General features: G+C 60.3%; 21 protein-coding genes and 1 tRNA gene. 7 read left to right on the forward strand and 15 right to left on the reverse strand.

Annotated elements, in window-relative coordinates; genetic code table 11:
- Positions 1-3 precede the first annotated feature (3 nt).
- Genes HNQ50_RS08745 through HNQ50_RS08755 form a run of 3 tightly spaced genes read left to right on the forward strand, consistent with a single transcriptional unit; the run spans position 4 to position 2,643 of the window.
- A complete protein-coding gene (locus tag HNQ50_RS08745; protein ID WP_184099638.1) occupies positions 4-1,140 on the forward strand; it encodes an aminotransferase class I/II-fold pyridoxal phosphate-dependent enzyme in 1,137 nt (378 codons plus the stop codon).
- Positions 1,133-1,888, forward strand: a complete 756-nt coding sequence (locus tag HNQ50_RS08750) for a GIY-YIG nuclease family protein (RefSeq protein ID WP_184099640.1) — start codon at positions 1,133-1,135, stop codon at positions 1,886-1,888. The genes HNQ50_RS08745 and HNQ50_RS08750 overlap by 8 nt, the downstream gene beginning before the upstream one ends.
- On the forward strand, positions 1,885-2,643 hold the full coding sequence (locus HNQ50_RS08755) for an amidohydrolase family protein (RefSeq protein WP_184099642.1): 759 nt from the start codon (positions 1,885-1,887) through the stop codon (positions 2,641-2,643). The genes HNQ50_RS08750 and HNQ50_RS08755 overlap by 4 nt, the downstream gene beginning before the upstream one ends.
- On the opposite strand, the gene HNQ50_RS08760 is transcribed toward HNQ50_RS08755, so the two are convergent.
- The 11 genes from HNQ50_RS08760 to HNQ50_RS08810 all read right to left on the reverse strand — a co-directional run bounded on the left by HNQ50_RS08760 (position 2,637) and on the right by HNQ50_RS08810 (position 13,180).
- Positions 2,637-3,983, reverse strand: coding sequence for a sigma 54-interacting transcriptional regulator (locus tag HNQ50_RS08760; protein WP_184099644.1), 1,347 nt, complete (start codon positions 3,981-3,983; stop codon positions 2,637-2,639). The genes HNQ50_RS08755 and HNQ50_RS08760 overlap by 7 nt on opposite strands.
- 225 nt (positions 3,984-4,208) lie before the next feature.
- On the reverse strand, positions 4,209-5,030 hold the full coding sequence (gene pabC, locus HNQ50_RS08765) for an aminodeoxychorismate lyase (protein WP_184099646.1): 822 nt from the start codon (positions 5,028-5,030) through the stop codon (positions 4,209-4,211).
- Positions 5,027-6,331 carry an aminodeoxychorismate synthase component I gene (locus tag HNQ50_RS08770; protein WP_184099648.1) on the reverse strand — a complete coding sequence of 435 codons (1,305 nt, stop codon included), beginning with the start codon at positions 6,329-6,331 and terminating at the stop codon, positions 5,027-5,029. The genes pabC and HNQ50_RS08770 overlap by 4 nt, the downstream gene beginning before the upstream one ends.
- Before the next feature lie 112 nt (positions 6,332-6,443).
- Complete coding sequence (fabF, locus tag HNQ50_RS08775) at positions 6,444-7,685, reverse strand: beta-ketoacyl-ACP synthase II (protein WP_184099650.1); 1,242 nt, start codon at positions 7,683-7,685, stop codon at positions 6,444-6,446.
- A gap of 195 nt (positions 7,686-7,880) precedes the next feature.
- Positions 7,881-8,120 carry an acyl carrier protein gene (acpP, locus tag HNQ50_RS08780; RefSeq protein ID WP_184099651.1) on the reverse strand — a complete coding sequence of 80 codons (240 nt, stop codon included), beginning with the start codon at positions 8,118-8,120 and terminating at the stop codon, positions 7,881-7,883.
- 170 nt (positions 8,121-8,290) lie between these two features.
- The gene (gene fabG / locus HNQ50_RS08785) at positions 8,291-9,034 is read right to left on the reverse strand and encodes a 3-oxoacyl-ACP reductase FabG (protein WP_184099653.1); all 744 of its coding nucleotides are present in this window, start codon (positions 9,032-9,034) and stop codon (positions 8,291-8,293) included.
- A 77-nt stretch (positions 9,035-9,111) separates the two neighbouring features.
- The gene (gene fabD, locus HNQ50_RS08790) at positions 9,112-10,038 is read right to left on the reverse strand and encodes an ACP S-malonyltransferase (RefSeq protein WP_184099655.1); all 927 of its coding nucleotides are present in this window, start codon (positions 10,036-10,038) and stop codon (positions 9,112-9,114) included.
- A gap of 154 nt (positions 10,039-10,192) precedes the next feature.
- Positions 10,193-11,149 (reverse strand): beta-ketoacyl-ACP synthase III, encoded by a 957-nt coding sequence (locus HNQ50_RS08795; protein ID WP_184099657.1) that lies wholly within the window; start codon positions 11,147-11,149, stop codon positions 10,193-10,195.
- A gap of 43 nt (positions 11,150-11,192) precedes the next feature.
- Positions 11,193-12,251: a phosphate acyltransferase PlsX gene (gene plsX / locus HNQ50_RS08800; RefSeq protein WP_184099659.1), complete on the reverse strand. Its 1,059-nt coding sequence runs from the start codon at positions 12,249-12,251 to the stop codon at positions 11,193-11,195.
- A gap of 117 nt (positions 12,252-12,368) precedes the next feature.
- Positions 12,369-12,548, reverse strand: coding sequence for a 50S ribosomal protein L32 (gene rpmF / locus HNQ50_RS08805; RefSeq protein WP_184099661.1), 180 nt, complete (start codon positions 12,546-12,548; stop codon positions 12,369-12,371).
- A gap of 110 nt (positions 12,549-12,658) precedes the next feature.
- On the reverse strand, positions 12,659-13,180 hold the full coding sequence (locus HNQ50_RS08810) for a YceD family protein (protein ID WP_184099663.1): 522 nt from the start codon (positions 13,178-13,180) through the stop codon (positions 12,659-12,661).
- 60 nt (positions 13,181-13,240) lie between these two features.
- Between HNQ50_RS08810 and HNQ50_RS08815 the strand changes: the two genes are divergently transcribed.
- Together HNQ50_RS08815 and HNQ50_RS08820 are read left to right on the forward strand one after the other, a co-directional pair.
- Entirely contained in the window at positions 13,241-13,840 is a 600-nt protein-coding gene (locus HNQ50_RS08815) for a Maf family nucleotide pyrophosphatase (RefSeq protein ID WP_184099665.1), read from the forward strand.
- Positions 13,837-14,550 (forward strand): SAM-dependent methyltransferase, encoded by a 714-nt coding sequence (locus HNQ50_RS08820; RefSeq protein WP_184099667.1) that lies wholly within the window; start codon positions 13,837-13,839, stop codon positions 14,548-14,550. Before HNQ50_RS08815 ends, HNQ50_RS08820 begins: the two co-directional genes overlap by 4 nt.
- 68 nt (positions 14,551-14,618) lie before the next feature.
- Here HNQ50_RS08820 and HNQ50_RS08825 read toward each other — a convergent pair.
- A tRNA-Leu gene (locus HNQ50_RS08825) sits at positions 14,619-14,703 on the reverse strand.
- 185 nt (positions 14,704-14,888) lie between these two features.
- On the opposite strand from HNQ50_RS08825, the gene HNQ50_RS08830 reads away from it, so the two are divergent.
- Complete coding sequence (locus tag HNQ50_RS08830; RefSeq protein WP_184099669.1) at positions 14,889-15,824, forward strand: ankyrin repeat domain-containing protein; 936 nt, start codon at positions 14,889-14,891, stop codon at positions 15,822-15,824.
- Between the two features lie 10 nt (positions 15,825-15,834).
- Here the strand turns inward: HNQ50_RS08830 and HNQ50_RS08835 are convergent, their stop codons facing one another.
- The 3 genes from HNQ50_RS08835 to HNQ50_RS08845 all read right to left on the reverse strand — a co-directional run bounded on the left by HNQ50_RS08835 (position 15,835) and on the right by HNQ50_RS08845 (position 21,242).
- Positions 15,835-16,140 carry an Mpo1-like protein gene (locus tag HNQ50_RS08835; RefSeq protein ID WP_221303091.1) on the reverse strand — a complete coding sequence of 102 codons (306 nt, stop codon included), beginning with the start codon at positions 16,138-16,140 and terminating at the stop codon, positions 15,835-15,837.
- 743 nt (positions 16,141-16,883) lie between these two features.
- The gene (gene purL, locus HNQ50_RS08840) at positions 16,884-20,834 is read right to left on the reverse strand and encodes a phosphoribosylformylglycinamidine synthase (protein ID WP_184099673.1); all 3,951 of its coding nucleotides are present in this window, start codon (positions 20,832-20,834) and stop codon (positions 16,884-16,886) included.
- A gap of 156 nt (positions 20,835-20,990) precedes the next feature.
- On the reverse strand, positions 20,991-21,242 hold the full coding sequence (locus HNQ50_RS08845; RefSeq protein WP_184099675.1) for a hypothetical protein: 252 nt from the start codon (positions 21,240-21,242) through the stop codon (positions 20,991-20,993).
- Between HNQ50_RS08845 and HNQ50_RS08850 the strand changes: the two genes are divergently transcribed.
- Complete coding sequence (locus HNQ50_RS08850; protein ID WP_184099677.1) at positions 21,241-23,757, forward strand: family 20 glycosylhydrolase; 2,517 nt, start codon at positions 21,241-21,243, stop codon at positions 23,755-23,757. The genes HNQ50_RS08845 and HNQ50_RS08850 overlap by 2 nt on opposite strands.
- The last annotated feature ends 219 nt before the right edge of the window (positions 23,758-23,976 follow it).

Genomic DNA, 23,976 nt, shown 5'->3' on the forward strand with positions numbered 1-23,976 from the left:
GCCATGATCGATTTTTCAACTGCCTTGTATCTGGGCCTGACGCACCCGGCGCGGCAACTGGGTTGTTACCCGGCGCTGACCACGGGCACGCCGGCATCGCTGGCGGCCGCACCGCTGGCCAGAGTGCTGGCCGCCCAGGCCGCCGGCTTGCAAGGGTGCGAGGCGGGCATGGCTGCCCCTTCCACCCTGCATCTGGCCATCGACGTGTTTGACAAACTGGCCCGGACCCATGCGCTGATCGCTGATGAATCCATCTACCCGATCATGCGCTGGGGGCTGGAACGGGTGATGGGCATGGGGGTGCCAGTGGCGTGGTTTCGTCATGCCGATCTGGCCGACCTGTCCCGCCACGTACGCCAGCGCTGGGGCGGCCGCCCGCCCGCCATCATCACGGACGCCACCCGGCGTGAAGGTGCGCCGGTCCAGTTGGCGCGCTATCTCAAACTGGCGCGCAAGCATGGCGGCGTGGTGGTGGTGGATCACAGTCAGGTGCTGGGCGTACTGGGGGAGCAGCCCTCCTTGCTGATGCCCTGGGGACGGGGTGGCGGCGGGGCATTACGGCATGCAGGTTTGGGCGCGAATGAACCCATCCTGCTGCTGGCATCCTGGTCCAAAGCCTTTGGCGCGCCACTGGCCACGCTATGCGGGCCACTGACGCTGATCAGCGACCTGGCGCGCGAAGGTCCGACGCAATCGCATTGTAGTAGCGCCAGTGAAGCGGCGTTGCGTGCCGGGCTTAACGCGCTGGCCCTCAACCGGCAACACGGTGGGCGCTTGCGGCAAAACCTGTGGCAAGCCTTGCGCCGGCTGCAGCAGGGTTTGCGCCGGCTGGCCCGCTCGGTCTTGCCGGATTTGCGTCTGTCACGCCAGCCGCACCCGATGCAGCATCTGTGCCTGGCTACGGCAGCGCGCACGCAAGCGTTACACAGCGGCCTGCGCGAACTGGGCATCCGCACCGCATTGTTACGGCAGCGGGACGGCCGGTACGCCGTGGCGGTCATCGTCCGCGCGGATCATCCGGCCAGCGAAATCGATGCGCTTTTGCGCGCAATGGCCACGGTGGCTTCACGGTTGCCGGCAGTCAGCGATCAAGCCTCTGCCGGTGGGCGTTTTTTTCTGGAGGAACGCGAGCATGTTTAAAACCGCAGAGGGCGAAACCCTGGAGCTGGCACCCTGGCGCATGCGACGTTTGCTGCGTCTGATTGCCGATACCCGACATTACCCGGCCGGCACGCCGCCACATACCCTGATCCAGGACCTGCGCCAGATCATCGCCCGCGCCCGGCGCAGCGGCGGCAACCCGCGTATTGGCACCCGCCGTTATGAAAGCAAAGGCACCTGCTGCCAGGCTTGCCTGCTGGCCCAACAACGACGGGACGTACTGGAACTGGTGGGCCTGTCGATTGCCGGGGTGGGTGAGTTTGAAACCGAACTCAATGAACTGAACGAACTGGAAACCGCCCCGCGCTCGGCCAATGTAGCGCTGCAATGGCAAGGCGCGTTCACACTCCCCCAAGCAGTACAGAGCGTGGGCGGGCCGGGTGTTTATGTGCTGATGCGCAACGGGCAGCCGGTGTACGTGGGCATGGCCAACAGTCTGGCGGCCCGCTTGCGGCAACATGCGGCCTGCGCGGCGCAACACCAGGATGGCGGACTGAATGTTTACACTGCCAACATCAGCAATCTGGCCTGGATACCGGCGGTGGAACACACCCTGGTCCGCGCACTGGGACGCCGCGTATCCAATCTCCAGTTGCAACAGCCACTCAGTGTCGGGCCAGACGGCCTGTCGATCAGCAATCTGCTGCCACCGGGCATTACCTCGCCCCGCATCAGTGGCAATGCACTGCGGCTTAATCCGGGTGCGCAATTCGAGTGGTCGCCATGATCATCGATTTTCATGTCCACGCGGGCCAGGGCGATGGCATGACCGGCCCCTGGGATACCACCGCGCCGCTGGCCAGATACGTGGCCCGCGCCAATGAGGCGGGTATTACGCACTCCGTCTTGCTGCCGGTATTCCAGTCTGACTATCGCCAGGGCAATCGGGATATCGCCGCATTGGTCCGCGCCGAGCCCCAGCGCTGGTTCGGCTTTGCCATGGTGCATGCCACGCGGGACCGCGAACGCATCCACACCATGATCGAAGAAGCCGTGCTGCAACTGGGTCTTTGCGGCATCAAGGTGCATCATCACGATGCACGCATCAACCGGCAGATTTGTGATGCCGCCCGCCGCTGGCATCTGCCTGTGCTGTATGACCCGGCCGGAGAGATCGGCCCGCTGGCGTTACTGGCGCAAACGCACCCGGATGTCCCGTTTGTCATCGCCCACCTGGGCAGCTTTGCCGATGACTGGGCGGCGCAGCGGCAGGTGATCGATCTGATCTCACGCCACCCCAACCTGTTTACGGATACGGCCGGCATCCGCCGGTTTGACTTGCTGGAAGAGGCCTTGCAGCGCGCCGGCCCCGGCAAGCTGCTGTTTGGCTCGGACGGCGTGTTTTTGCACCCGGGGCTGGAGCTGGCCAAGGTCTACGCCCTCAAACCCGACCGCGCGGCGTTGCGCCAGATGACCGGGGGCAATGCCCTGCGCTTGTTGCGGCGTGCCCAGTTGTGGCAAGCCAGACGCCAGGCTCACTGACCGGCCTCTGGCTGGCGACCACGCCGCCGCAATTGCAGTGCGCGCGGCGTCACCCCCAGAAGTTCTGCCGCCCGCGTGGTCGAGCCCATCCGCTGTTCGGCCATCTGCACCGCCATGGATTCGGCCAGTTGCCCGATTCCCTTGAGACCCATACCCGCATCCAGCGCACCTTCGACCGCGCTGGCCAGCGTCTGCTCCCAAGTGATCGGGGTCTGCGTCAACGCACGCGTCGGGATCATGCCTTGCAGGCAGCCGGTGCTGAGTACGCCAAACCCGCGTTGCCGATCCGCCATTCGCAACACCACGTTTCTGAGTTCACGCACGTTGCCGGGATAATCGGCCGCTTTCAGCCGCGCCATCACCTCCGGCATGATTTGTGGCACGCGCTGTCCGCCTTGTGCCAGAAAATGCTGTACCAACGCCGGGATATCTTCACGCCGTTCCGCCAGACTGGGCGCACGCACCGTCCATTGCGTGATGCGGAAAAACAGATCGCCCCGGAAGCGGCCACTCTGGACATCGGCCTCCAGATTCCGGTTGGTGGCGCAGGTCAGCCGAAAATCCGACTGCCGCCAGTTATCCTCGCCCACGCGTTTGTAGGTGTGCTCCTGGATTACCCGCAACAAACGCGCCTGGAGCGGGAGTTCCAGTTCACCGATTTCATCCAGAAACAGGGTGCCCCCATCAGCCAGCGCCACCGCGCCATCCCGCGCGTTCAAGGCATGGGTAAAGGCACCACGGGCGTGACCAAACAGTTCGCTGCCGGAGAGTTCCGGGCTAAGCGTGGTGCAATCGACCACCACAAACGGCCCGCGTCGCCGGGCCGGATCAAGATCGTGAACCAGCCGCGCCAGCAACTCTTTGCCACAGCCGCTTTCACCTTGCAGCAGACAAGCGCCATGGCCAAAGCGGCCGACTTCCGCGACCAGTTGCAGGGTGCGCCGCCACACGGGTGAAGTCCCCACTGCGCGCTCATGCAGCCAGTCGGCATCCAGAATGGCTTCCAGCTCCGCCAGCCGTACCAGGCGCATCACCAGTTCAGTCTGCAGGGCGTCGTCATCCGGTGCGGTGACCAGGTCACAGATCCCTTCGGGCCACCAGTCTTCGCATTGGCAAGCTGCGCGCGTGCGTGCGGTACAGCCAACGATAAATGCGCCAGGGTGCGGCAAATGGCGCAGCCAGTGCTCCGCCGCCGCCGCCACGGTGCCGGAGCCCGCCAGCACCACCACGACCAGCGCGCCCTCGCCCGCCCCGGACGTTTCAATCTCGTCAGGCAAGCCGTGCTGGCGTAGCGACAAGGCAAGCCGCTCCGCGTCCTCGTGATCGAGCACGACGCGCATTCCTCACCTCTCCTCGGATCGGAAAACCGGCACGAATTCTGGTTGCAGTGGCCGCCGTAATTGCCGCGACTTCCGCTTTGCTTTGAAGGAGTGATAGCGCAGGCATCACGCGCCTGGCGGGGTGGCAAGACAAACGGAACAGGCAGACCAACGGGGTTGATGGTCTGTTTCGCCGGGGTTACCAAACACGCTGCAAGCCTCGTCAAACGGGCCTGTCAACCCCGCTTAGAGGCTGAAACTTTCCTTACTGGCAACTATTTCAGTCGCCATCCTGAGTGCGGCATCGCGCTGATCGAGCGCCAGATTCACCCCGGCCAGTTGCCCCACCGGGACAAGCCCGATCAAGCTGTTACAGAGCCAGACCTGCTGCGCCACCAGCAAACGCGGCAATGAAATACGGTCTTGCGCGACCGGCCAGCCCAATTGCCCGGCCGCAGTCATCGCCACGTCGCGCATAACGCCAGCGACGCCTGCGCCATCCAGCACCGGCGTGATCAATTGATCATCTTCCAGCATCAGGATGTTGCTCATGCAGCCTTCAATCACCTGATCATCCCGATCCAGCAACAGCCCTTCAAAAATGGAAGGGTCTTGCCACTCCGCCCGCGCCAACACGTTTTCCAGCCGGTTCAGGTGCTTGATCCCGGCCAGACGCGGCTGCCAGCCTGCCCGCGTAGCGCACACGCGCACGCGGGCGCCACCCTCGGCAAACGCGCGCGGCGGGGCCAATGGGCTGATCTGCACAATGCGGTTGGGCTGTATGTCCGCCGGGTAGGTATATCCCCGCGGCGTCTCGCCCCGGGTCAGGATTAACTTGATGGTGGCATCACCGGTGACGGCTCTGCCCAGGTCTGCCAGCCAGGTGGCGTCATCCGGGGCGTGGATGCCCAGCGCGAGCGCGTCAGCACGCAAACGGGCAAGATGACGCAGCAAGAAAGGAACCTTGCCGTCACGGGCGTAGAAGGTACGGAATACCCCGTCGCCAAACTGAAAGGCCCGATCCGACAAATCCAGCCGCTCGGCGGGCAGGCCGTTAATCAGCCTCATGGCGCGCTCTCCAGCCCCAGCGCCCGTAACAGGCCGCGTGCTTTATGGCGGGTTTCCTGCAGTTCGCGTTCCGGATCGGAATCGGCCACGATACCGGCGCCAGCGCGCACATACAGATGCTGCTGATGCATCAGGAAGGTGCGAATCAGAATGTTGAAATCCATGCTGCCATCATTACCGATATACCCCAGGCTGCCGGTATAAGCATGACGCGGGCGCTGTTCCAGCTCGCGGATGATTTGCATGCAGCGCACCTTGGGGCAACCAGTAATGGTGCCGCCGGGGAACAGCGCGCGCAGCACCTGCGCCGGGTTCACATCTGGCCGCACGCGGGCACGCACATTGGATTCAATATGATGCACAAAGGCATAGCTGGCGACCGCCATCAATTCGTCAACATGCACGCTACCCGGTTCAGCCACGCGCCCCAGATCATTGCGTTCCAGATCAACCAGCATGATGTGCTCGGCCCGTTCTTTGACGGTGGCCAGCAGTTGTTCTTTCAGGCGGGCATCTTCTGCGGGATCACTTGAGCGCGGGTGGGTGCCGGCAATCGGCCGGGTTTCGATGATGCCGTTGCGGACTTTCACAAGGCGCTCCGGCGAGGAACTGATGATGTCGTAGCCATCCAGATGGCAAATCGCGGAAAACGGCGCCGGATTGGCGGTACGCAAGCGCGTGTAAACATCGCTGGCCCCGCCACTGGCCAATTCAATGTCCCAGGCACGCGACAGATTGACCTGGAACACGTCGCCCTCGTAGACATAGCGCTTGCACGCCAGCACGCCATCCAGGAAGGCTTGCGGGTCTTCTTCGGTAATATGGGCTACCTGCACAGGCGTCGTGGCTGACGCGGACAGACCGCCGATCACACTGGCAAGTTCGTCCAGCGCAGCGGCAGATTCAGCGACCAGCAGCCAGCGCCCGCTGTCGCGTTCATGCAGCACCGCCGCCGGACAGCGCCATAAGGCCGCGACCGGTACATCACCACAATCCCGGTGCGCGACGGTGGGCTCAAACTGCTCCAGCAACTCATACGCGGCGTATACGCCCCAGCCACCAGTAAATGGCAAGTCGCTACCGGGGCCGGCATTCACAGGCAGTTGCGCCAGGTCTGCCAGAAACTGCGCGGCCTCTGCCTGGCGGTAGACGCGCCCTGTCTCTGGCAACGCCAGCAGGATATCCCAGCCCGTCTGGCCGGAAGATTGCATCAACAAGGGAAACCGCGCCGGCGCAACGGCGTGCAGGTCGGCCAGATCAACCGGGCCAGAGAGATCGCGAACATGAAATGCAGAGGTCATGCTCGCAATTTTATCAGGCTTGCGCCCTGGCTTTGCGATGACAATCATTCATCAACGGCGCAAATAAAAAGGGCTGCACAGTGGCAGCCCTTTTTGTCTGGAACAAACGCAGTTAAACGCGCTTGAACACCAGCGTACCGTTGGTACCACCAAACCCGAAGGAGTTGGAGATCGCCACCCGGATATTCATATCACGCGCCGTGTTGGCCACGTAATCCAGATCGCAACCGCCTTCAATGTCCTGGTCATCCAGGTTGATGGTCGGTGGGGACACCTGGTTGTGCAGCGCCAGGACCGAGTACACGGCTTCTACACCACCCGCGCCGCCCAGCAAGTGGCCGGTCATGGATTTGGTGGAGTTCACCACCAGTTTCCTGGCGTGATCACCAAAAGCCATCTTCAACGCATTGGTTTCGTTGGCATCGCCCAGCGGGGTCGAGGTGCCATGCGCGTTGACGTAATCCACTTCGTCCAGATTGATCTTTGCGTCACGCAGCGCGTTGACCACGCCACGCGCCGGGCCTTCGGCACTCGGTGCGGTGATGTGGTGCGCGTCGGAGCTCATGCCAAAGCCAACCAGCTCGGCGTAAATCTTTGCGCCACGCTTGACGGCATGATCGTAGTCTTCCAGCACCAGCACGCCAGCGCCTTCGCCCATGACAAAGCCATCGCGACCCTTGTCCCACGGACGGGAAGCACCAGCCGGATCATCATTACGGGTAGACAGCGCCTTCATGGCGGCAAAACCACCAATACCCAGACCGGTCACTGCGCCTTCTGCGCCGCCCGCCACCATCACATCGGCATCGCCGTACTGGATCATGCGGGCCGCATCGCCAATGCAATGCGCACCGGTCGTGCACGCAGACACAATGCCATAGCTCGGGCCCTGAAAGCCCTTGTAAATGGTCACGTGACCGGCAATCAGGTTGGTCAGCGAGCCCGGAATGAAGAACGGACCAATCTTGCGTGGGCCACCGGCCAGCAAGGTGGCACCGGTTTCTTCGATCAACGGCAGGCCGCCAATACCAGAACCGATATTTACGCCAACGCGCGTCTTGTCCAGATCAGCGACTTCTTCAATGCCCGAATCGGCAATGGCCTGGAAAGCCGCAGCAATCCCGTAATGGATGAACACATCCATACGGCGCGCGTCTTTGGGCGAAATATAGGTACTGATGTCGAATTCTTTGACTTCACCGGCGATCTGGCAGGCGTAGTCTGTCGGATCAAAGCGGGTGATCTTGCTGATGCCGGATTTGCCGGCGAGAAGATTCGCCCAGCCTGTTGCCACGTCATTGCCCACGGGCGAAACATGACCGAGGCCGGTAACGACTACTCTACGTTTGGACACGGTAATCTCCGAGAGTGAACCGGATGTAACAAGAGCGGTGGCAATGGCGCAGCGCCCGCAGTCAGACTTCCCCAATCAATCTTTCAACACACAAAGCGTATTGAGAAGACGGATTGAAGTCACTGATGCAGGCGTTGGTCTTGCGCACCGCTCTGACCACAACCGCAAAGCGGCCATGGCGACGAATCGGAACGATTACTTGCTCAGGTGGGCGCTGACGTAGTCAATCGCTTGCTGAACAGTAGTGATCTTCTCAGCTTCTTCGTCCGGGATCTCGCATTCGAATTCTTCTTCGAGTGCCATCACCAGCTCAACGGTGTCGAGGGAGTCGGCGCCGAGATCGTTCACGAAGGACGATTCGATTTTGACGTCGGTTTCCGGTACGCCAAGTTGCTCAGCAACGATTTTCTTCACGCGCTGTTCGATGTTTTCCATGGGTTTAGCCAAGCCTTTCTAAGATTCGGAAAAATGCGTCCGCATTCTACCAAAAAAAACCGGCGCGCCAAGCACCACAGCTTTCAATTGATGAAAATGCACACGCCATACGGTGGTAACACTACTTCCATTCTCCGGCACGCGTGAGTCAAAACGCCTGCCGGCAAGAATCAGTTCATGAACATGCCGCCGTTCACATGCAGCGTATTGCCGGTGACATAACCGGCTTTGTCGCTGGCGAGGAACGCCACTGCATCGGCAATGTCCTGCGGGTCGCCAAGGCGGCCCAGCGCAATGCTTTCGACCAGTTTTGCCTTTTGTTCTTCCGGCAGCACTTTGGTCATATCAGTATCAATAAAGCCTGGTGCCACGGCATTCACGGTCACCCCACGGCTGCCAATTTCACGCGCCAGGGATTTGGTAAAACCAAACAAGGCCGCCTTGGCCGCCGAGTAATTGGTTTGACCCGGGTTACCGGTTGCCCCCACCACAGAGGCAATATTCACAATCCGGCCCCAACGGGCCTTCATCATGCCACGAATGACCGCTTTTGAAAGCTGGTACACGGGCTTGAGGTTGGTCGCCATGATAGCGTCCCATTCCTCATCCTTCATGCGCATCAGCAAATTGTCGCGGGTAATGCCGGCATTGTTGACCAGGATGGTGATTGCGCCAAATTCTTTTTCAATCTGGCTAACAATTGCTTCGCACGCGCCCTCTTCGGTCACTTGCAGGCGCAGGCCCTGGCCTTTGGCGCCAGCGGCGTTCAAGTAGGCGGTAATGGCTTCGGCACCGCCGTCAGACGTTGCCGTGCCCAGCACGGTGGCGCCCTGTTTTGCCAGTTCCAGTGCAATCGCCTGGCCGATACCGCGCGACGCGCCTGTCACCAGCGCAATCTTGCCTTCAAGACTCATGGGTTGATCTCCTCAAATTCGTTTAACGCGATCATGAAGGCGGCCAGTCCAGGCAGCTCTTCACGCCGCGGCTTGATTCAGAGCGCGGCGGCCAAAGCATCCAGCGCGGCCGGGTCGGTCAGCGCAAATTGCTGGGCCTCGGTGGCGATCCGTTTATTCAGACCGGCCAGTACCTTGCCCGGACCGCATTCGGCGATCACGGTCACGCCGGCGGCGGCCATATGTTGTACGGTCTCGACCCAGCGCACCGGCATATACAGTTGGCGCACCAGGGCGTCGCGAATACGGTCAGGATCGCTATAGGCGGCGACGTCGGCATTGTGCACCACCGGTATTTCAGGCGATGCGATGGTGACGGCAGCCAGACGCGCTTTGAGGACCTCGGCCGCAGGCTTCATCAGATCACAGTGCGACGGCACCGAAACCGGCAGCAGCATGGCACGCTTGGCGCCGGCCGCCTTGGCCGTTTCGCACGCACGCTCAACAGCGGCCTTGGAGCCGGCAATCACCACCTGACCGGGCGAGTTGAAGTTAACGGCCTGTACCACATCGCCTTGAGCGGCTTGCGCGCATGCGGCGACCACGGCGGCGTCATCCAGACCCAACACGGCGGCCATGGCACCTTCGCCAGCCGGCACCGCATTTTGCATGGCTTCGGCCCGCAAGCGCACCAGTTGCAGCGCATCACCAAAGGCGAGCGAGCCCGCAGCGACCAGCGCGGCGTATTCACCCAGACTGTGACCCGCCAGCAGGTCTGGCGCACGGCCGCCACGGGCTTGCCATGCGCGCCAGGCGGCAATGCCAGCGGTCAGCATGACAGGTTGGGTATTGACGGTGGCGTTGAGCGCCTCGGCCGGGCCTTCGGCAACCATTTGCCACAGGTCCAGACCCAATACGCCAGAGGCTTCATCAAACGTGGCTTTGACCACGGGCACATCCGCCCATGCGTTCATCATGCCAATCGCCTGGGAACCCTGACCGGGAAAGACAAATGCCAGTTTCATGGATGTTCTCCTTTTGCCTCGCGCTTATTGGCCTGGCCCCACACACATCGCGGAGCGATGGCTGCAAGCGCGAAGTCTTTATCCGGTTGATCGCGAACGATCAAATTCAAATGACTGTTTGAAAAAACAAACGGCGCATAAAGCGCCGTTGAGTTCAGTAGCGGATCAGCGCAGAGCCCCAGGCAAAACCGCCACCAATGCCTTCGAGCATCAAAGTCTGCCCTCGCTGAATCTTGCCGCTGCGGATACCTTCATCCAGCGCCAACGGAATCGACGCGGCCGAAGTATTACCGTGCCGGTCTACCGTGACAATGACCTGATCCATGGAAAGATGCAGATGTTTGGCTGTGGATTCGATAATGCGCAGGTTGGCCTGGTGCGGCACCAACCAGTCGATATCGGATTTTTCCAGACCGGCGGCCGTCAGGGTTTCCACCGCGATATCGGCCAGCGCGCGCACGGCAAACTTGAAGACCGCGTTGCCTTCCATATAGATATACGGATTGCCGGAAATCTCGCCGCCTTGCAGACGGGCATCTGCTTTCAGGATGGAACGATAACGGCCATCAGCGCGCAAACGGGTTTGCAGAATACCCGGCTCTTCACTTGCCGTCAGCACCACGGCACCGGCGCCATCCCCAAACAGGATGCAGGTACCACGGTCATTCCAGTCAACGATATTGGAGAGCTTTTCCGCACCGATCACGACGGCGCATTTGGCTGCACCGGTCTGCACAAATTTGTCGGCCGTCGCCAGGGCATAGATAAAGCCGGAACAGACCGCTTGCACGTCAAATGCCGGGAAACCATGCACGCCCAGTTTGTCTTGCAAGATGCAGGCCGTTGACGGGAACACGCTGTCTGGCGTGGTGGTCGCAACAATCAACAGATCAATATCTTCAGGCGTTTTGCCCGCTGCGGCCAGCGCTTGTTCGACGGCCTTGAGCGCCATGTCAGACGTGGCTTCACCTTCGGCGGCGATACGGCGTTCGCGGATACCGGTCCGCGAAACGATCCACTCGTCGCTGGTTTCCACTTTCTGCGCCAGTTCTTGATTGGTCAGCGTTTTGGCCGGCAGGTAAGAACCTGTGCCGGCAATGCGCGAATACATGGATTTATTCTCCTGGCAGGATCTGAACGGGCGTTAGGCCCGCTCAGGCTAAAGGCGTATCGGGGGAGACGGCAGCCGGCTGCGCGGCGAGCAATTCAAGCTCTTGCTGCACCTGCTCGGCAATGCGCTGGGTCACACCGGCGCGGGCTTCATCCACAGCTTGTGAAAGTGCCCAGTAAAACGCCATGCGATCCGCTCCGCCATGGCTTTTTACCACAATACCATTGAGGCCGAGCAAAGATGCGCCATTGTACCGCCGTGGATCAACACGCTTCTTGAACCGGGACAATACCGGCCAGGCCAGCCCGGCCAACAAGCGCGACCACCAGTTGCGCAGGAATTCTTCACGCAACTGCTCAGCAATCATCTTGGCCAGACCTTCAGAGGTCTTGAGGGCCACATTGCCGGTAAAGCCGTCAGCCACGATCACATCAACCGTGCCGGCATAGATATCGTCACCTTCCACGTTGCCATGGAAATTGAGATTGGAACGGCGCAAGAGTTCAGCGGCCTCTTTGACCACCTCATTACCCTTGATTTCTTCTTCGCCAATATTGAGCAGACCCACAGTCGGGCGAGCCTGCTGGCGCGTGGCGGAAACCAGCATGGCGCCCATGATCGCAAACTGCACCAGATGCTGCGGAGTGCAATCGACGTTGGCGCCCAGGTCCAGCACGCAGGAAAAGGTGTTTTTGCGCGTCGGCAGCATTTTGGCAATGGCCGGACGGTCAATCCCCTTGATGGTCTTGAGCACAAAACGTGCTGTGGCCATCAAGGCACCGGTATTGCCGGCCGAGACACAGGCGTTGGCACCACCGGATTTAACCAGGTTGATTGCTACTCGCATGGACGAGTCTTTCTTGTTCTTCAGCGCCGATTGCGGCGCCTCATCCATGGTGACCACCTCAGTGGCCGGCTGCACCCGCAGGCGCGGGCCGAGCGTGCGGTGGCGCGCCCTGAGTTCAGCCTCAATGGCGTCCGGCATCCCCACCAGCACGATGTTGACATCGGGGTGTTCGTCCAGAAAGCGCAGTGCGGCAGGTACGGTGACATGAGTACCATGGTCACCGCCCATCGCGTCGACAGCTACAGTAATATCCATCAGCTTTGGTCTGCTTTGCGAATCGCTTGGCCAGAATGGCGAACGGCGCAAGCAGGTTCTCCCGCTTGCGCCGCTGACATAACCATATGGTTATTAAGGGTTTTCACCCGTAGCGAATTATTCGCCCTTGGCCTTGATCACACGACGGCCCTTGTAGAAACCGTTCGGGCTGATGTGGTGGCGCAGGTGAGCCTCACCGGTGGTCGCTTCAACAGCCAGCGCCGGCACGGTCAGGAAGTCATGGGCGCGATGCATGCCGCGCTTGGACGGGGACTTTTTATTCTGTTGAACAGCCATTTGGGTACTCCTTGAAAACCAGTTATGTATTTGATGAACGACGGACGACGCTATAAGCACATCCGGCTTTACGGTCTCGTCCGTAGAACCAGTACAAAGTACAGGTTCTTTTATTCCGCTTTCCTGGTTTTCAGACCAGCCAGGACAGCAAACGGATTGGGTTTCTTGCCTGCCTCTGTCGCGCCTTCTGTCCCGCCGCACTGATCGTGCACGGGCGCAAAAGGTACGGCGAGGATCACTTCTTCTTCGACCAGCGCTTCGATATCCAGCGCCGGATCGATGAGCATGCCTTCAAGGTCTTCGTCCTGCTCTTCGGCTTCGTCGAGCTTTGCTTCATCAGAGAACTGCGTCAGCAGCGTCTCAATGGCAAACGGCCAATCCATCGGCTTGAGGCAGCGCTGGCACACCAGACGCATTTGACCTTTTACCACCAGATTGAGCCAGGGACGTTCGATCTTGTCGACACCGCCTTGCAACTTCCACTCTGCCGAACCCGACTGATCAGCCAGTTGATCGAAGAGACGCGTAAGCGACGACACCGCAATGGTGCCGGACAACTGCTGCTGCTCGCGCGAAAAAGCCGCGCTGTCGATCACTGTCATCGCCAAGGTTCGAGCCAAGAAACCGCGCATGATATAATCCGCGACGTCCTTCTGTCAAAGGCTTTTTGAGTCAAAGCACAAGAATTTCCCATGCAAAAACAAGCTCTTCCAATCAGACCGCTGATCCTGGCTTCAACATCCGTTTATCGCCGCGAACTCTTGTCCCGGCTGGGTTTGCCTTTTGAGACGGCCTCGCCCATGGTCGATGAAACCCCGCAGACGGGCGAAACCGCAGCCCACACCAGCTTGCGTCTGGCTATCTCCAAGGCTGTTGCACTTAAGGGTGCTTTTCCCAACGCGCTCTTGATCGGGTCAGACCAGGTTGCACTCCTGGATGGCCAGCAACTGGGCAAACCCGGCACGCACGAGCGCGCAGTCTCGCAACTCACCCTGATGCGTGGCCGCACAGTGGCATTTCACACCGCCGTGGCCGTACACGACGCCCAATCCGGCGTGACCCACAGCGCCACTGACATTACCCGCGTGACCCTGCGTCATTACAGCGACGCACAGATTGAACACTATCTGCGCCGTGAACAACCCTACGATTGCGCCGGCAGCGCCAAGGTGGAAAGCCTGGGTATTGCGATGATCGCCGCCGTAGAATCAACCGACCCCACTGCGCTGATCGGCCTGCCTTTGATCGCGCTGTGCAATCTCTTGCAACAACATGGTGTGGAGGTCCTGTGAGCACCGGAACGCTGTATCTGATCCCCGTACCGCTGGGCGAAGACACACTGGAGACTGTCCTCCCGGCAGATGTCATCCATATTGCACGCCGACTGACGCACTTTATTGTCGAGGCCCCCAAAACCGCCCGACACATGCTCAAGGCGTTTGGCACACCCCATGAACTGCGCAGTTTGTGGATGCAGGAACTGAACGAACATACGCAGGATAAAGAACTGGCCGCGCTGCTGGCGCCCTTGCTGGCCGGGCAGGATGTCGGGCTGATGTCCGAGGCCGGCTGCCCCGGCGTGGCGGATCCTGGCGCCAATCTGATCCGCCTGGCGCATGCTCGCGGAATCCGGGTGGTGCCGCTGGTCGGGCCATCGTCCATTCTGCTGGCGTTGATGGCCAGTGGTGCCAACGGGCAGAAGTTCCGCTTCAATGGCTACTTGCCGGCAGAGGGTGCAGCCCGCATTGAGGCGATCCGCAAGCTGGAGCAGGACTCGAACAAACTCAAACAAGCCGAGTTGTTCATCGAAACGCCCTACCGCAACAGCGCGCTCTTTGATGCCTTGCTGTCCAGTTGCCGCCCGCAAACCTTGCTGACCGTGGCCCGGGACATCACCACCGATGATGAAATGATCGTGACGCGCGACATCGGTCAGTGGAAAAAACTCGGGATACCCGAGCTACACAAACGGCCTACGGTGTTTGTGCTGTACGCGGCCTGAGACCGAAAAACAACCGAAAAACAAAAAGCCCGAAGCAGCAGCTCCGGGCTTTTTGTTGAGGTATTCTTTGGTGCCGACAGAGAGACTCGAACTCTCACGACCGCAGTCACTACCCCCTCAAGATAGCGTGTCTACCAATTCCACCATGTCGGCATTGCCTTACCCCCTTCCGGGAGCAAGAGGCGGCATTCTAGCGATAGTGTTTGCGCTTGTCCAGCAAGAATGAAACAACTAGCCCTTACAGATAGCCATAAAAGTGCTACGTTAGCACCATATCAATAGCGGCCTGGTAAAACTGCCCGCGCCGCATATGTCATCACTTCAACTGCTCGCCCGACATGACCGATCCTCTGCGCGAAAAACTGGCTGCCTACAAGCTGGAACACCGTTACCCGGAGCAACTTGCCGCACGCTTTCCGCGCATTGTGACCCGGATCATGGAGTTGTGGGGAACGCCCAATCTGCAGGCCTATTTTGATGAATTGCTCATCATGGACCGACATGACCGGCAGGGTTTTCCGGCAGAGATTGGTGCGGAACTGATGAGTGTTTCCATGGCCCACGACCAGATCATGGGCATGCAGGAAGAGCATCACGACGTTTGGGAACATGTCCGCGAATCCATTGAAAGCCAGTTGACCGAACTGGGGTTTGAGGCCTCGGCCGACGGCTTTCAGCGGGCGGTATCACAGGGCAATGTCGCCGCCGTGCTGCTATTTCTGGGCGCAGGCCTGGCGGTTGACCACCGTGAGGCCGAAGGCGAATGGACCCCGCTGATCCGCGCCGCGTTTGAAGGCAATGACGCCATGGCGCTGGTGTTGCTTCAGCATGGCGCCAACATCCACGCCACGGATCGCGACGGTTACGGCCCGCTGCACTGGGCGGCCCTGACCGGTCACGAGCAGATCATTCAACTGTTGCTGGACCGCAGCGTGAATGTAAACCAGCCCAGCCTGCAAGGCTTTACGCCGCTGTTGCAAGCCGCCAGCCAGGGACATGAGCGCGTGGTGCGCAAGCTGATTGCCGTTGGCGCGGACCCCAATACCGCCACCAACGAAGGCTGGACCGCACTGCATAAAGCGGTCGCCAACAACCATCTTGCCAGTGCCGTGGCGCTGCTTGACCTGGGCGCAGACGCCACGGCACGCCACCTGGATGGTGAAACCCCACTCTCGCTGGCCCAAGCCGGCAACAATAAACGCATGGCCGATTTGCTGACCCTGGCCGCCGGCCTGCAAGCCCGCCAGCGCGCCCGGCAACGCCAGGCCACCTGAACCCGCGCGGCTACAACCGGATGCGACCGCGGCAGATGTCGCTGAACATGACCCAGTCACCGAGCAGACTGTAAAACGGATACTGGAATGTCGCCGGCCGGTTGTGCTCAAAGAAGAAATGCCCCACCCAGGCAAAGCCATAGCCACAGACCAGACCCGCCAGCAGCCAGCCCCAGCCATTTCCGGTCAGCAGCATGACCAGACAGACCAGCACACCCAACGAACCCGCAAAATGCAGCCGGCGACAGGTCGGGTTACGGTGCTCGCTTAAGTAGAAGGGATAAAACGCAGAGAAGGAACGGTAACGGTCGGACATGGCTTGGCCCTTGGGGGTTGTCATGTCAGTTGGATACCGTGAGGCGGGCGGCGGTTCAAGACGCGGTGCAGCAATGGGGGTCTGTTTGCAACGGGTTGTGGCGGGTTAGCGCCTTCGGCGCGGGCTTGAAAAGCATTTGATACCGGCAGTGGCCGGAGCACCCTACTTTCTTTGCTTCGCCACCTCGGCGGCCCCAAAGAAAGTAGGCAAAGAAAGGCGACCCCCGGGACTTTTTCGCTCCGCGATACCCTCAATCAGTCGGGAGCCTAAGGTCTCCCTCCCTCAATCGGAAAAGTCCTTGAAAGGGGGAGAAAGTCAAAAACAACTTCAACCCCAACAGCCACAGCCACAGCCACAGCCACAGCCACAGCCAGTGCAACACGCATCCCATAAACTGGTCATTCCGGTCCTCGCCCCTCCTTGCGCCGGAATCCAGCTGCAATGCATGTTTACTATTCAGGCTGAATTCGAAGTCCTTGTGGCCATCCACCGCAGGCAGCCTACTGGGCTGCGAACTGGATTCCCGCCTCCGCGGGATTGACGAGGCTTTGGCTGCGAGTAATGGATGTACCACCGACGACAAACATAAAAAAAGCGTGCCGAAGCACGCTTTTTTTGTTTCTACCGCGCGCAGACCACGCACGCATCGGCAGCCGCAAAAACCCCGCTGGCAAGGCACGCGAGCGCAGGTAGTAGGTACGACAAGCGAGCGTAACGCAGTCCAGAGGAGCTTTTACGGGTGCTTACCCCAACCAGTGGCGGGCGTTGCGGAACATCCGCATCCACGGGCTATCCTCACCCCAGCCCGCCGGGTGCCACGACATCTGCAGCGTGCGGAACACGCGTTCCGGGTGCGGCATCATGATGCTGAAGCGACCGTCCGCCGTCGTCACACCGGCAATACCTTGCGGGCTGCCGTTCGGGTTCAGCGGGTAGGCTTCGGTCGGCTTGCCGTGGCTATCGACATAACGCATCGCCACAATCGACTTGTTGATGTCGCCTTGCTGGCTGTAGTTGGCAAAGCCTTCACCGTGCGAGACCACCACCGGAATTTGCGAGCCAGTCATACCGCCAAAGAACAACGACGGCGATTGCGTCAGTTCAGCCATCACCAGCCGCGCTTCAAACTGCTCGGAGCGATTACGGGTGAACTTCGGCCAGGCCTCGGCGCCCGGAATAATGCCGGAGAGGTTAGCCATCATCTGGCAGCCGTTACACACACCCAGACCGAAGGTATCAGCGCGCTGGAAGAACGCTTCGAACTGCTCGCGGGCGCGGGCGTTGAAGAGAATACTCTTGGCCCAGCCTTCACCGGCCCCGAGCACGTCACCGTAAGAGAAGCCACCGCAAGCGGCAATCCCCTTGAAGTCGGCCAGCGAGAGTCGGCCGCTGATGATGTCGCTCATGTGCACGTCGACGGCCTTGAAACCAGCGCGGTCAAACGCAGCGGCCATTTCGACCTGACCATTCACGCCTTGCTCACGCAGCACGGCAATGGCCGGGCGCGCGCCGGTGGCGATGAACGGGGCGGCAATATCTTGTGCCGGTTCAAACGTCAGTTTGGCGAACAGGCCCTTGTCGTGCTTGTCGCTGATGCGGGCAAATTCGGCATCGGCGCCCACCGGGTTATCCCGCAGACGTTGAATCTGGAAGCTGGTTTCCGACCATGCTTTTTGCAGCTCGACCCGGGTTTCGTCCAGCACCAGGCGGTTGCGTTTCTTGATCTTCAAGCGATCGTCATGGTTCAGCGTACCGATCACATGCAGTTCGCTACGGATGCCGACATTGGAAAACTCGGCAATCACCGCCGAGGTGTCGCTCCGTTTCACTTGCAGCACAGCACCCAGTTCTTCGTTGAACAGCACGCCCATCACACGGCCGTTTTCTTCACGCGCAATGCCTTCGGCAGAGGTCTGTTCGTCTTCTTCACGGCCACGACGACGACGCTCAATACACAGTTCGTCGATTTCCAGCGTTACGCCCACGTGGCTGGCAAACATCATTTCCGCCACGGCGGTAATCACGCCACCGTCAGAACGGTCGTGATACGACAGGATGCGGCCTTCACGGTTGAGCTTCTGGACCGTATCGAAGAACGCCTTCAGACGCTCGGTGCTGACCACGTCCGGGGCCCATTGGCCTACCTGGTTGTAGACCTGCGCCAGCGCGGAACCTCCCAGACGGCACTTGCCATCGCCCAGGTCGATCAGGATCAGGTCACTTTCCAGTTCCGTCTTCAGTTGCGGCGTGAGGGTTTTCTTCACGTCGGTGACCGGCGCAAAGGCGGAGATCACCAGCGACAGAGGAGCAATCACTTCCTTTTTCTGGCCGTCGTCTTGCCAGACGGTCTTCATGGACAGCGAATCTTTACCCACCGGAATGCTCACACCCAGGTCGCGGCACAAGTCCATGCCAACAGCCTTGACGGTGTCATACAGGTTGGCGTCTTCACCGGTATGGCCCGCAGCGGCCATCCAGTTGGCGGAGAGTTTCACATCACCCAGATCCGCAATCTGTGCGGCGGCCAGGTTGGTCAGCGCTTCACCCACGGCCATGCGGCCGGAAGCCGGTGCGTTGAGCAGCGCCAGCGGGGTGCGCTCGCCCATGCTCATGGCTTCGCCCAGCACCGTGTTGTAACCCATGGCGGTGACGGCGACGTCAGCCACCGGGGTTTGCCACGGGCCAACCATCTGGTCGCGCGCGGTCATGCCGCCCACGGTACGGTCACCAATGGTGATCAGGAAAGACTTGTTGGCCACGGTCGGCAGACGCAGCACGCGGTAGATGGCGTCTTTCAGTTCCAGCGTGGACGAGTCAAACACTTCGCCCTTCACCGGCACGCGCTTCACGTCACGTGTCATCTTGGGCGGTTTGCCCAGCAGCACGTCCATCGGCATATCGACCGGGTTGTTGCCGTAATGCTCATCGGCCACCACCAGACGCTTTTCAGCCGTCGCACGGCCCACCACGGCAAACGGGCAACGCTCGCGCTCACAAATGGCTTCAAATGCCAGCAGGCTTTCCGGCGGAATCGCCAGCACGTAACGCTCTTGCGATTCGTTGGACCAGATTTCACGCGGGGCCATGCCGCTTTCTTCTACCGGCACTTTGCGCAGTTCAAACACCGCACCGCGATCCGAGCCATCGACCAGCTCCGGGAAGGCGTTAGAGATACCACCCGCGCCGACGTCATGAATCGACAGGATCGGGTTGTGGTCACCCAGTTGCCAGCAGCGGTCGATGACTTCCTGCGCACGGCGCTGGATTTCCGGGTTGCCACGCTGGACCGAATCAAAGTCCAGATCCGCAGCATTGGCACCAGTCGCCATGGAACTGGCCGCACCGCCACCCATACCAATCAGCATGCCCGGACCGCCCAACTGGATCAGCAGCGAGCCATCCGGAATATCGTTCTTGCCAATGTGCGCGGCCGAGATATTGCCCAGACCGCCCGCCAGCATGATGGGCTTGTGGTAGCCACGGCGCTCGCCGTTCCAGTTTTCTTCAAAGGTACGGAAGTAACCGGCCAGGTTGGGGCGCCCAAATTCGTTGTTGAACGCAGCGGCGCCGATCGGGCCTTCAATCATGATCTGCAGCGGCGAGGCTATGCGATCCGGCTTGCCGTACTGTTCGGTTTCCCAGGCTTGCAAAGCGCCCGGAATATTCAGGTTAGAGACGGTGAAACCAGACAAACCGGCTTTGGGCTTGGAGCCACGGCCCGTTGCGCCCTCATCACGAATTTCACCGCCCGAGCCCGTCGCCGCGCCAGGGAACGGCGAAATGGCGGTCGGGTGATTGTGGGTTTCCACCTTCATCAGGATGTGGGTGGTCTGATCGTTGTAACCGTACTCGGCGCTGCCCGGCTGCGGGAAGAAGCGGCCAATGTCGGCGCCTTCAATCACGGACGAGTTGTCGTTGTACGCCACCACGGTGCCTTGCGGGTGGGCTTTGTGTGTCTCGCGAATCATGCCGAACAAGGAGTGCGATTGCTGTTCGCCATCGATGATGAATTCGGCATTGAAAATCTTGTGGCGACAGTGCTCGGAATTGGCCTGCGCAAACATGGTCAGCTCGGCATCGCTGGGGTTGCGATTGAGCTTTTTATAGCTCTCGACCAGATAGTCGATTTCGTCTGGCGAGAGGGCAAAGCCGAATTCCAGGTTGGCCGATTCCAGTGCGGCGCGCCCCCCTTTGAGGATATCCACACTCTGGAACGGCTTGGCGTCCAGATGGCGGAACAACTCGTTGCCGGCATCCAGTGTCTCAAACACCTGCTCGGTCATGCGGTCATGGATCAGCGGCAGCAGCAGATTTTTTTCTGCGGTAGACAGCGCCTGGCCATTTTTGCTGGCATACACCGCCACACCACGCTCAATCCGGCTGACCTTGGACAGGCCGGTGTGTTGCAGGATATCCGTTGCTTTGGAAGACCACGGGGAAATCGTCCCCAGACGCGGCAACACCAGCAGCAGCGAGCCTTTGCCACTCTCGGCCGGGGCCGGATCACCGTAATGCAGGACGCGTTCCAGGGTGGATTGTTCTGCCGCCGTCAGCGCAGCGCTGGTTTCAGCGAAATGCCAGAATTCGGCCTGAATATCCGCCTTGATACCCTGGCTTGCCAGAGCAGCCAGCAGTTTTTCGACACGGAACGCGGAGAGCGCAGCACCGCCGCGCAATTTGAGGACATCTGCCATGTGGGTCTGATCCGGATTTGCCAGAGTAAACAGAGGCGTAATCATACCGAAAAATTACCCTTCCCGCCGCCCCGGTAATCTGCCAAAGCCTGCAGGTTTCAGCCCTTTGGTCTGGATTGTGGCATTGCTGCCAATAGGCGTGCCCTGAAAAATGCCCTACCCCACCCCATAAGGCATACTACCTAGCGCACCCGGGCTTGCCAGAATTTGCCGATATTGCCCGGTCATGCGCCGTGCATCGGCCAAAAGCCTATGCTCGACCACCGCGATCCAGCGCCATGACCGGCGCCAGGACAGCGGAATACCCAAACCAATAATGATTGCTCTGGCCTGTAACGGAACCTGCGCCCCTGTAGCCAGGACGAATGGCAAGAAGCTCACTTCGAAACCGTCGAGGAGACGAAACATGACCCGACCCAGTGGTTCCCAGCTCAAACTCAAGTGGGAATGCCTTTCCAATGCGTATGAAGGCGACAACTTCCTTGCCGAACTCGTCCTCACCAACCACTCAGACAACGCGCTTGCCGGCAATGACTGGGCACTGTATTTCAATACCTGCCGCAAGATCTACGCTGAATCCGTCACCGGTGGCGTCGCCATCAGCCAGATCAACGGCGATTTATTCAAGCTGACCCCGACGGCAGATTTTGGCACGCTGGCCGCTGGCGAATCGCGCACCATTGGTTACAAGGGCATGTTCTGGGTCATCCAGGAAACCGATGCGCCGCTGGGCTTTTATGTGGTTTATGACGATGGCACCCCGGCCGCTCGTGCCGAAGTTATTGGCGACCCGGAAATCGTCCCCTTTAGCCGCCCGGAACAACGCAACCGCAACGCCAACGACAAAGTGCCGCCAGTGACGGCCGCCAGCCGCTTTGCCGATAACAAGGACCTGAGCCTGCTGCCGGCTGCGCAAGTGGGTCTGATTACCCCGACACCGCAATCCTTGCTGCACGGTCACGGCGAATTCGTCATCGACGCCGCCACCTTGATCGTGCATCCGGCTGAACTGGCGGGCGAAGCGGCCTTCCTGCAACAGTCGCTGGCGGACCTTGGCGTGCGCCCGGCACTGGCCGCGCAAGGCCACGGCATTGTGCTCAAGCTGGCCAAAGTGACTGCAACCCAAGTCACCGGTAATGCCGACGAGGCTTACGAACTCAACGTCGACAGCCACGGCGTCACCATTACCGGCACCACCGCACACGCCATCTTTAACGGTATCCAGAGCCTGCGCCAGTTGCTGCCGGTCGCCGCCTGGGTCAATCCGCAAGCCGTGCTGGCCGTACCCGCCGTCAAAGTGGCCGATGCCCCGCGCTTTGCCTATCGCGGCATGCACATTGACGTGGGCCGCAACTTCTCCAGCAAAGAGACCATCCTGCGTTTGCTGGACCTGATGGCGCTGTACAAACTCAACAAGTTCCACTTTCACGTCACGGACGATGAAGGCTGGCGCGTGGAAATCCCCACCCTGCCAGAACTGACCGAGATCGGTTCCAAACGTGGCTTTACCCTGGACGAAACCGACAACCTGGTACCGTGCTTTGGCTCTGGTGCCCAGGTAGAAGGCTCGCACGGCACCGGCTACTACACTCGCGAAGAGTTTATTGAAATCCTGCGCTTTGCCACGGCCCGCCACATTGAAGTGATCCCGGAGTTTGACGTCCCGGGCCACGCCCGCGCCGCCATCAAGGCCATGAACGTGCGTTACACGCGCCTGAAGGCCCAAGGCCTGCAACGCGAGGCCGAGGAATACCTGCTGACCGACTTTGCCGATCAGTCAAAGTATGAGTCCGTGCAGCTGTGGCACGACAACGTAATCTGCATTGCCATGGAATCGAGCTACCGCTTCATTGAAACCGTGGTGTCGGACATTGAAGCCATGTTTGTCGAGGCCGGCGCACCGTTCCTGGCCCTGCATACCGGTGGCGACGAAGTACCGCACGGCGCATGGGAGGGTTCGCCCGTCTGCCAGGCCTTTATGGCCGACAAGGGCATGAAGACCATCCAGGAACTGCAGGATTACTTCCTGACCCGCTTCCGCGAAATCCTTACCCGCCACAAGCTGGACTTTGCCGGTTGGGAAGAAATTGCCCTGATCAAAGAACAGCAGCCCGACGGCAGCCACAAACCCGCGCCAAACCCCAAGTTCAAGGACGCCAACTTCCGTCCCTACATCTGGAACAACGTCTGGGGCTGGGGCCAGGAAGACATTGCCTACCAACTGGCCAACGCCGGTTACAAGGTGGTGCTCTCCAACGTTACTGACTTGTACTTTGACCTGGCCTACGCCAAAGATCCGGCAGAGCCTGGCTACTACTGGGGCGGTTTCATTGAAACGCGCAAACCCTTCTGGTTCTGCCCGCTGGATATCTACACCACCGCCACCGTCAACCTGTTCGGCCACCCGCTGGACCGCGATGCACTGGACAAAATGGCCCGCCTGACCAAGACCGGCACGGAAAACGTACTGGGTATCCAGGGCCAGTTGTGGGGTGAAAACGCCCGCGACGCCGGCCGCGTGGAATACCTGGCCGCGCCGCGCCTGCTGGCCCTGGCCGAACGCGCCTGGGCGGTTGATCCGGGCTGGACCTTCATTGCCGATGAAGCCGAACGCAACGAGAAGATGGCGACCGACTGGAACCAGTTTGCCAACCGTCTGGGCCAGCGCGAACTGGCACGGCTGGACGGCTTTGTGGGCGGCTACGGTTATCGCATCCCGCTGCCGGGTGTGGTGCTGGAAGGCGGCAAGATCATTGCCAATACCAGCGCACCGGGCCTGACCGTCCGCTACACCACGGATGGCAGCGAACCGGGCGCCTTCAGCGCAGTATATGAAGGCCCGATCAGCGCCTCTGGTGATGTGAAGCTGGCGACGTTCAGCAGCACTAATCGCAAGAGCCGGACTGTGGTGGTGGGCGAGTAAGTGCTTGTTTGATTGCTGAAACAGAAAAACCCCGCAGATGCGGGGTTTTTTGTTGGTATGGCTGTTGTGGCGCTGCCAATTGCAAACGTGCTGAGCCACCAATGCACAGGGCTAGTTCTGCCACTTCGTCATTCCGGCCTTGAGCCGGAATCCAGTGGGGCCGGAACGGCCCCGTTCTCTGGCAAGAACCATTGCGGGTGTTAGCGCCTTGCGGCGCGG

The sequence above is a fragment of the Silvimonas terrae genome, assembly GCF_014202765.1.
GTDB lineage: Bacteria > Pseudomonadota > Gammaproteobacteria > Burkholderiales > Chitinibacteraceae > Silvimonas > Silvimonas terrae.

What these genes read in the sequence shown, in the direction of transcription:
- HNQ50_RS08745 (WP_184099638.1), top strand. Translation starts at nt 4, where the DNA reads ATGATCGATTTTTCAACTGCCTTGTATCTGGGCCTGACGCACCCGGCG.
- HNQ50_RS08750 (WP_184099640.1), top strand. Translation starts at nt 1,133, where the DNA reads ATGTTTAAAACCGCAGAGGGCGAAACCCTGGAGCTGGCACCCTGGCGC.
- HNQ50_RS08755 (WP_184099642.1), top strand. Translation starts at nt 1,885, where the DNA reads ATGATCATCGATTTTCATGTCCACGCGGGCCAGGGCGATGGCATGACC.
- HNQ50_RS08760 (WP_184099644.1), bottom strand. Translation starts at nt 3,983, where the DNA reads ATGCGCGTCGTGCTCGATCACGAGGACGCGGAGCGGCTTGCCTTGTCG.
- pabC (WP_184099646.1), bottom strand. Translation starts at nt 5,030, where the DNA reads ATGAGGCTGATTAACGGCCTGCCCGCCGAGCGGCTGGATTTGTCGGAT.
- HNQ50_RS08770 (WP_184099648.1), bottom strand. Translation starts at nt 6,331, where the DNA reads ATGACCTCTGCATTTCATGTTCGCGATCTCTCTGGCCCGGTTGATCTG.
- acpP (WP_184099651.1), bottom strand. Translation starts at nt 8,120, where the DNA reads ATGGAAAACATCGAACAGCGCGTGAAGAAAATCGTTGCTGAGCAACTT.
- fabG (WP_184099653.1), bottom strand. Translation starts at nt 9,034, where the DNA reads ATGAGTCTTGAAGGCAAGATTGCGCTGGTGACAGGCGCGTCGCGCGGT.
- fabD (WP_184099655.1), bottom strand. Translation starts at nt 10,038, where the DNA reads ATGAAACTGGCATTTGTCTTTCCCGGTCAGGGTTCCCAGGCGATTGGC.
- HNQ50_RS08795 (WP_184099657.1), bottom strand. Translation starts at nt 11,149, where the DNA reads ATGTATTCGCGCATTGCCGGCACAGGTTCTTACCTGCCGGCCAAAACG.
- plsX (WP_184099659.1), bottom strand. Translation starts at nt 12,251, where the DNA reads ATGGATATTACTGTAGCTGTCGACGCGATGGGCGGTGACCATGGTACT.
- rpmF (WP_184099661.1), bottom strand. Translation starts at nt 12,548, where the DNA reads ATGGCTGTTCAACAGAATAAAAAGTCCCCGTCCAAGCGCGGCATGCAT.
- HNQ50_RS08810 (WP_184099663.1), bottom strand. Translation starts at nt 13,180, where the DNA reads ATGCGCGGTTTCTTGGCTCGAACCTTGGCGATGACAGTGATCGACAGC.
- HNQ50_RS08815 (WP_184099665.1), top strand. Translation starts at nt 13,241, where the DNA reads ATGCAAAAACAAGCTCTTCCAATCAGACCGCTGATCCTGGCTTCAACA.
- HNQ50_RS08830 (WP_184099669.1), top strand. Translation starts at nt 14,889, where the DNA reads ATGACCGATCCTCTGCGCGAAAAACTGGCTGCCTACAAGCTGGAACAC.
- HNQ50_RS08835 (WP_221303091.1), bottom strand. Translation starts at nt 16,140, where the DNA reads ATGTCCGACCGTTACCGTTCCTTCTCTGCGTTTTATCCCTTCTACTTA.
- purL (WP_184099673.1), bottom strand. Translation starts at nt 20,834, where the DNA reads ATGGCAGATGTCCTCAAATTGCGCGGCGGTGCTGCGCTCTCCGCGTTC.
- HNQ50_RS08850 (WP_184099677.1), top strand. Translation starts at nt 21,241, where the DNA reads ATGACCCGACCCAGTGGTTCCCAGCTCAAACTCAAGTGGGAATGCCTT.
- HNQ50_RS08845 (WP_184099675.1), bottom strand. Translation starts at nt 21,242, where the DNA reads ATGTTTCGTCTCCTCGACGGTTTCGAAGTGAGCTTCTTGCCATTCGTC.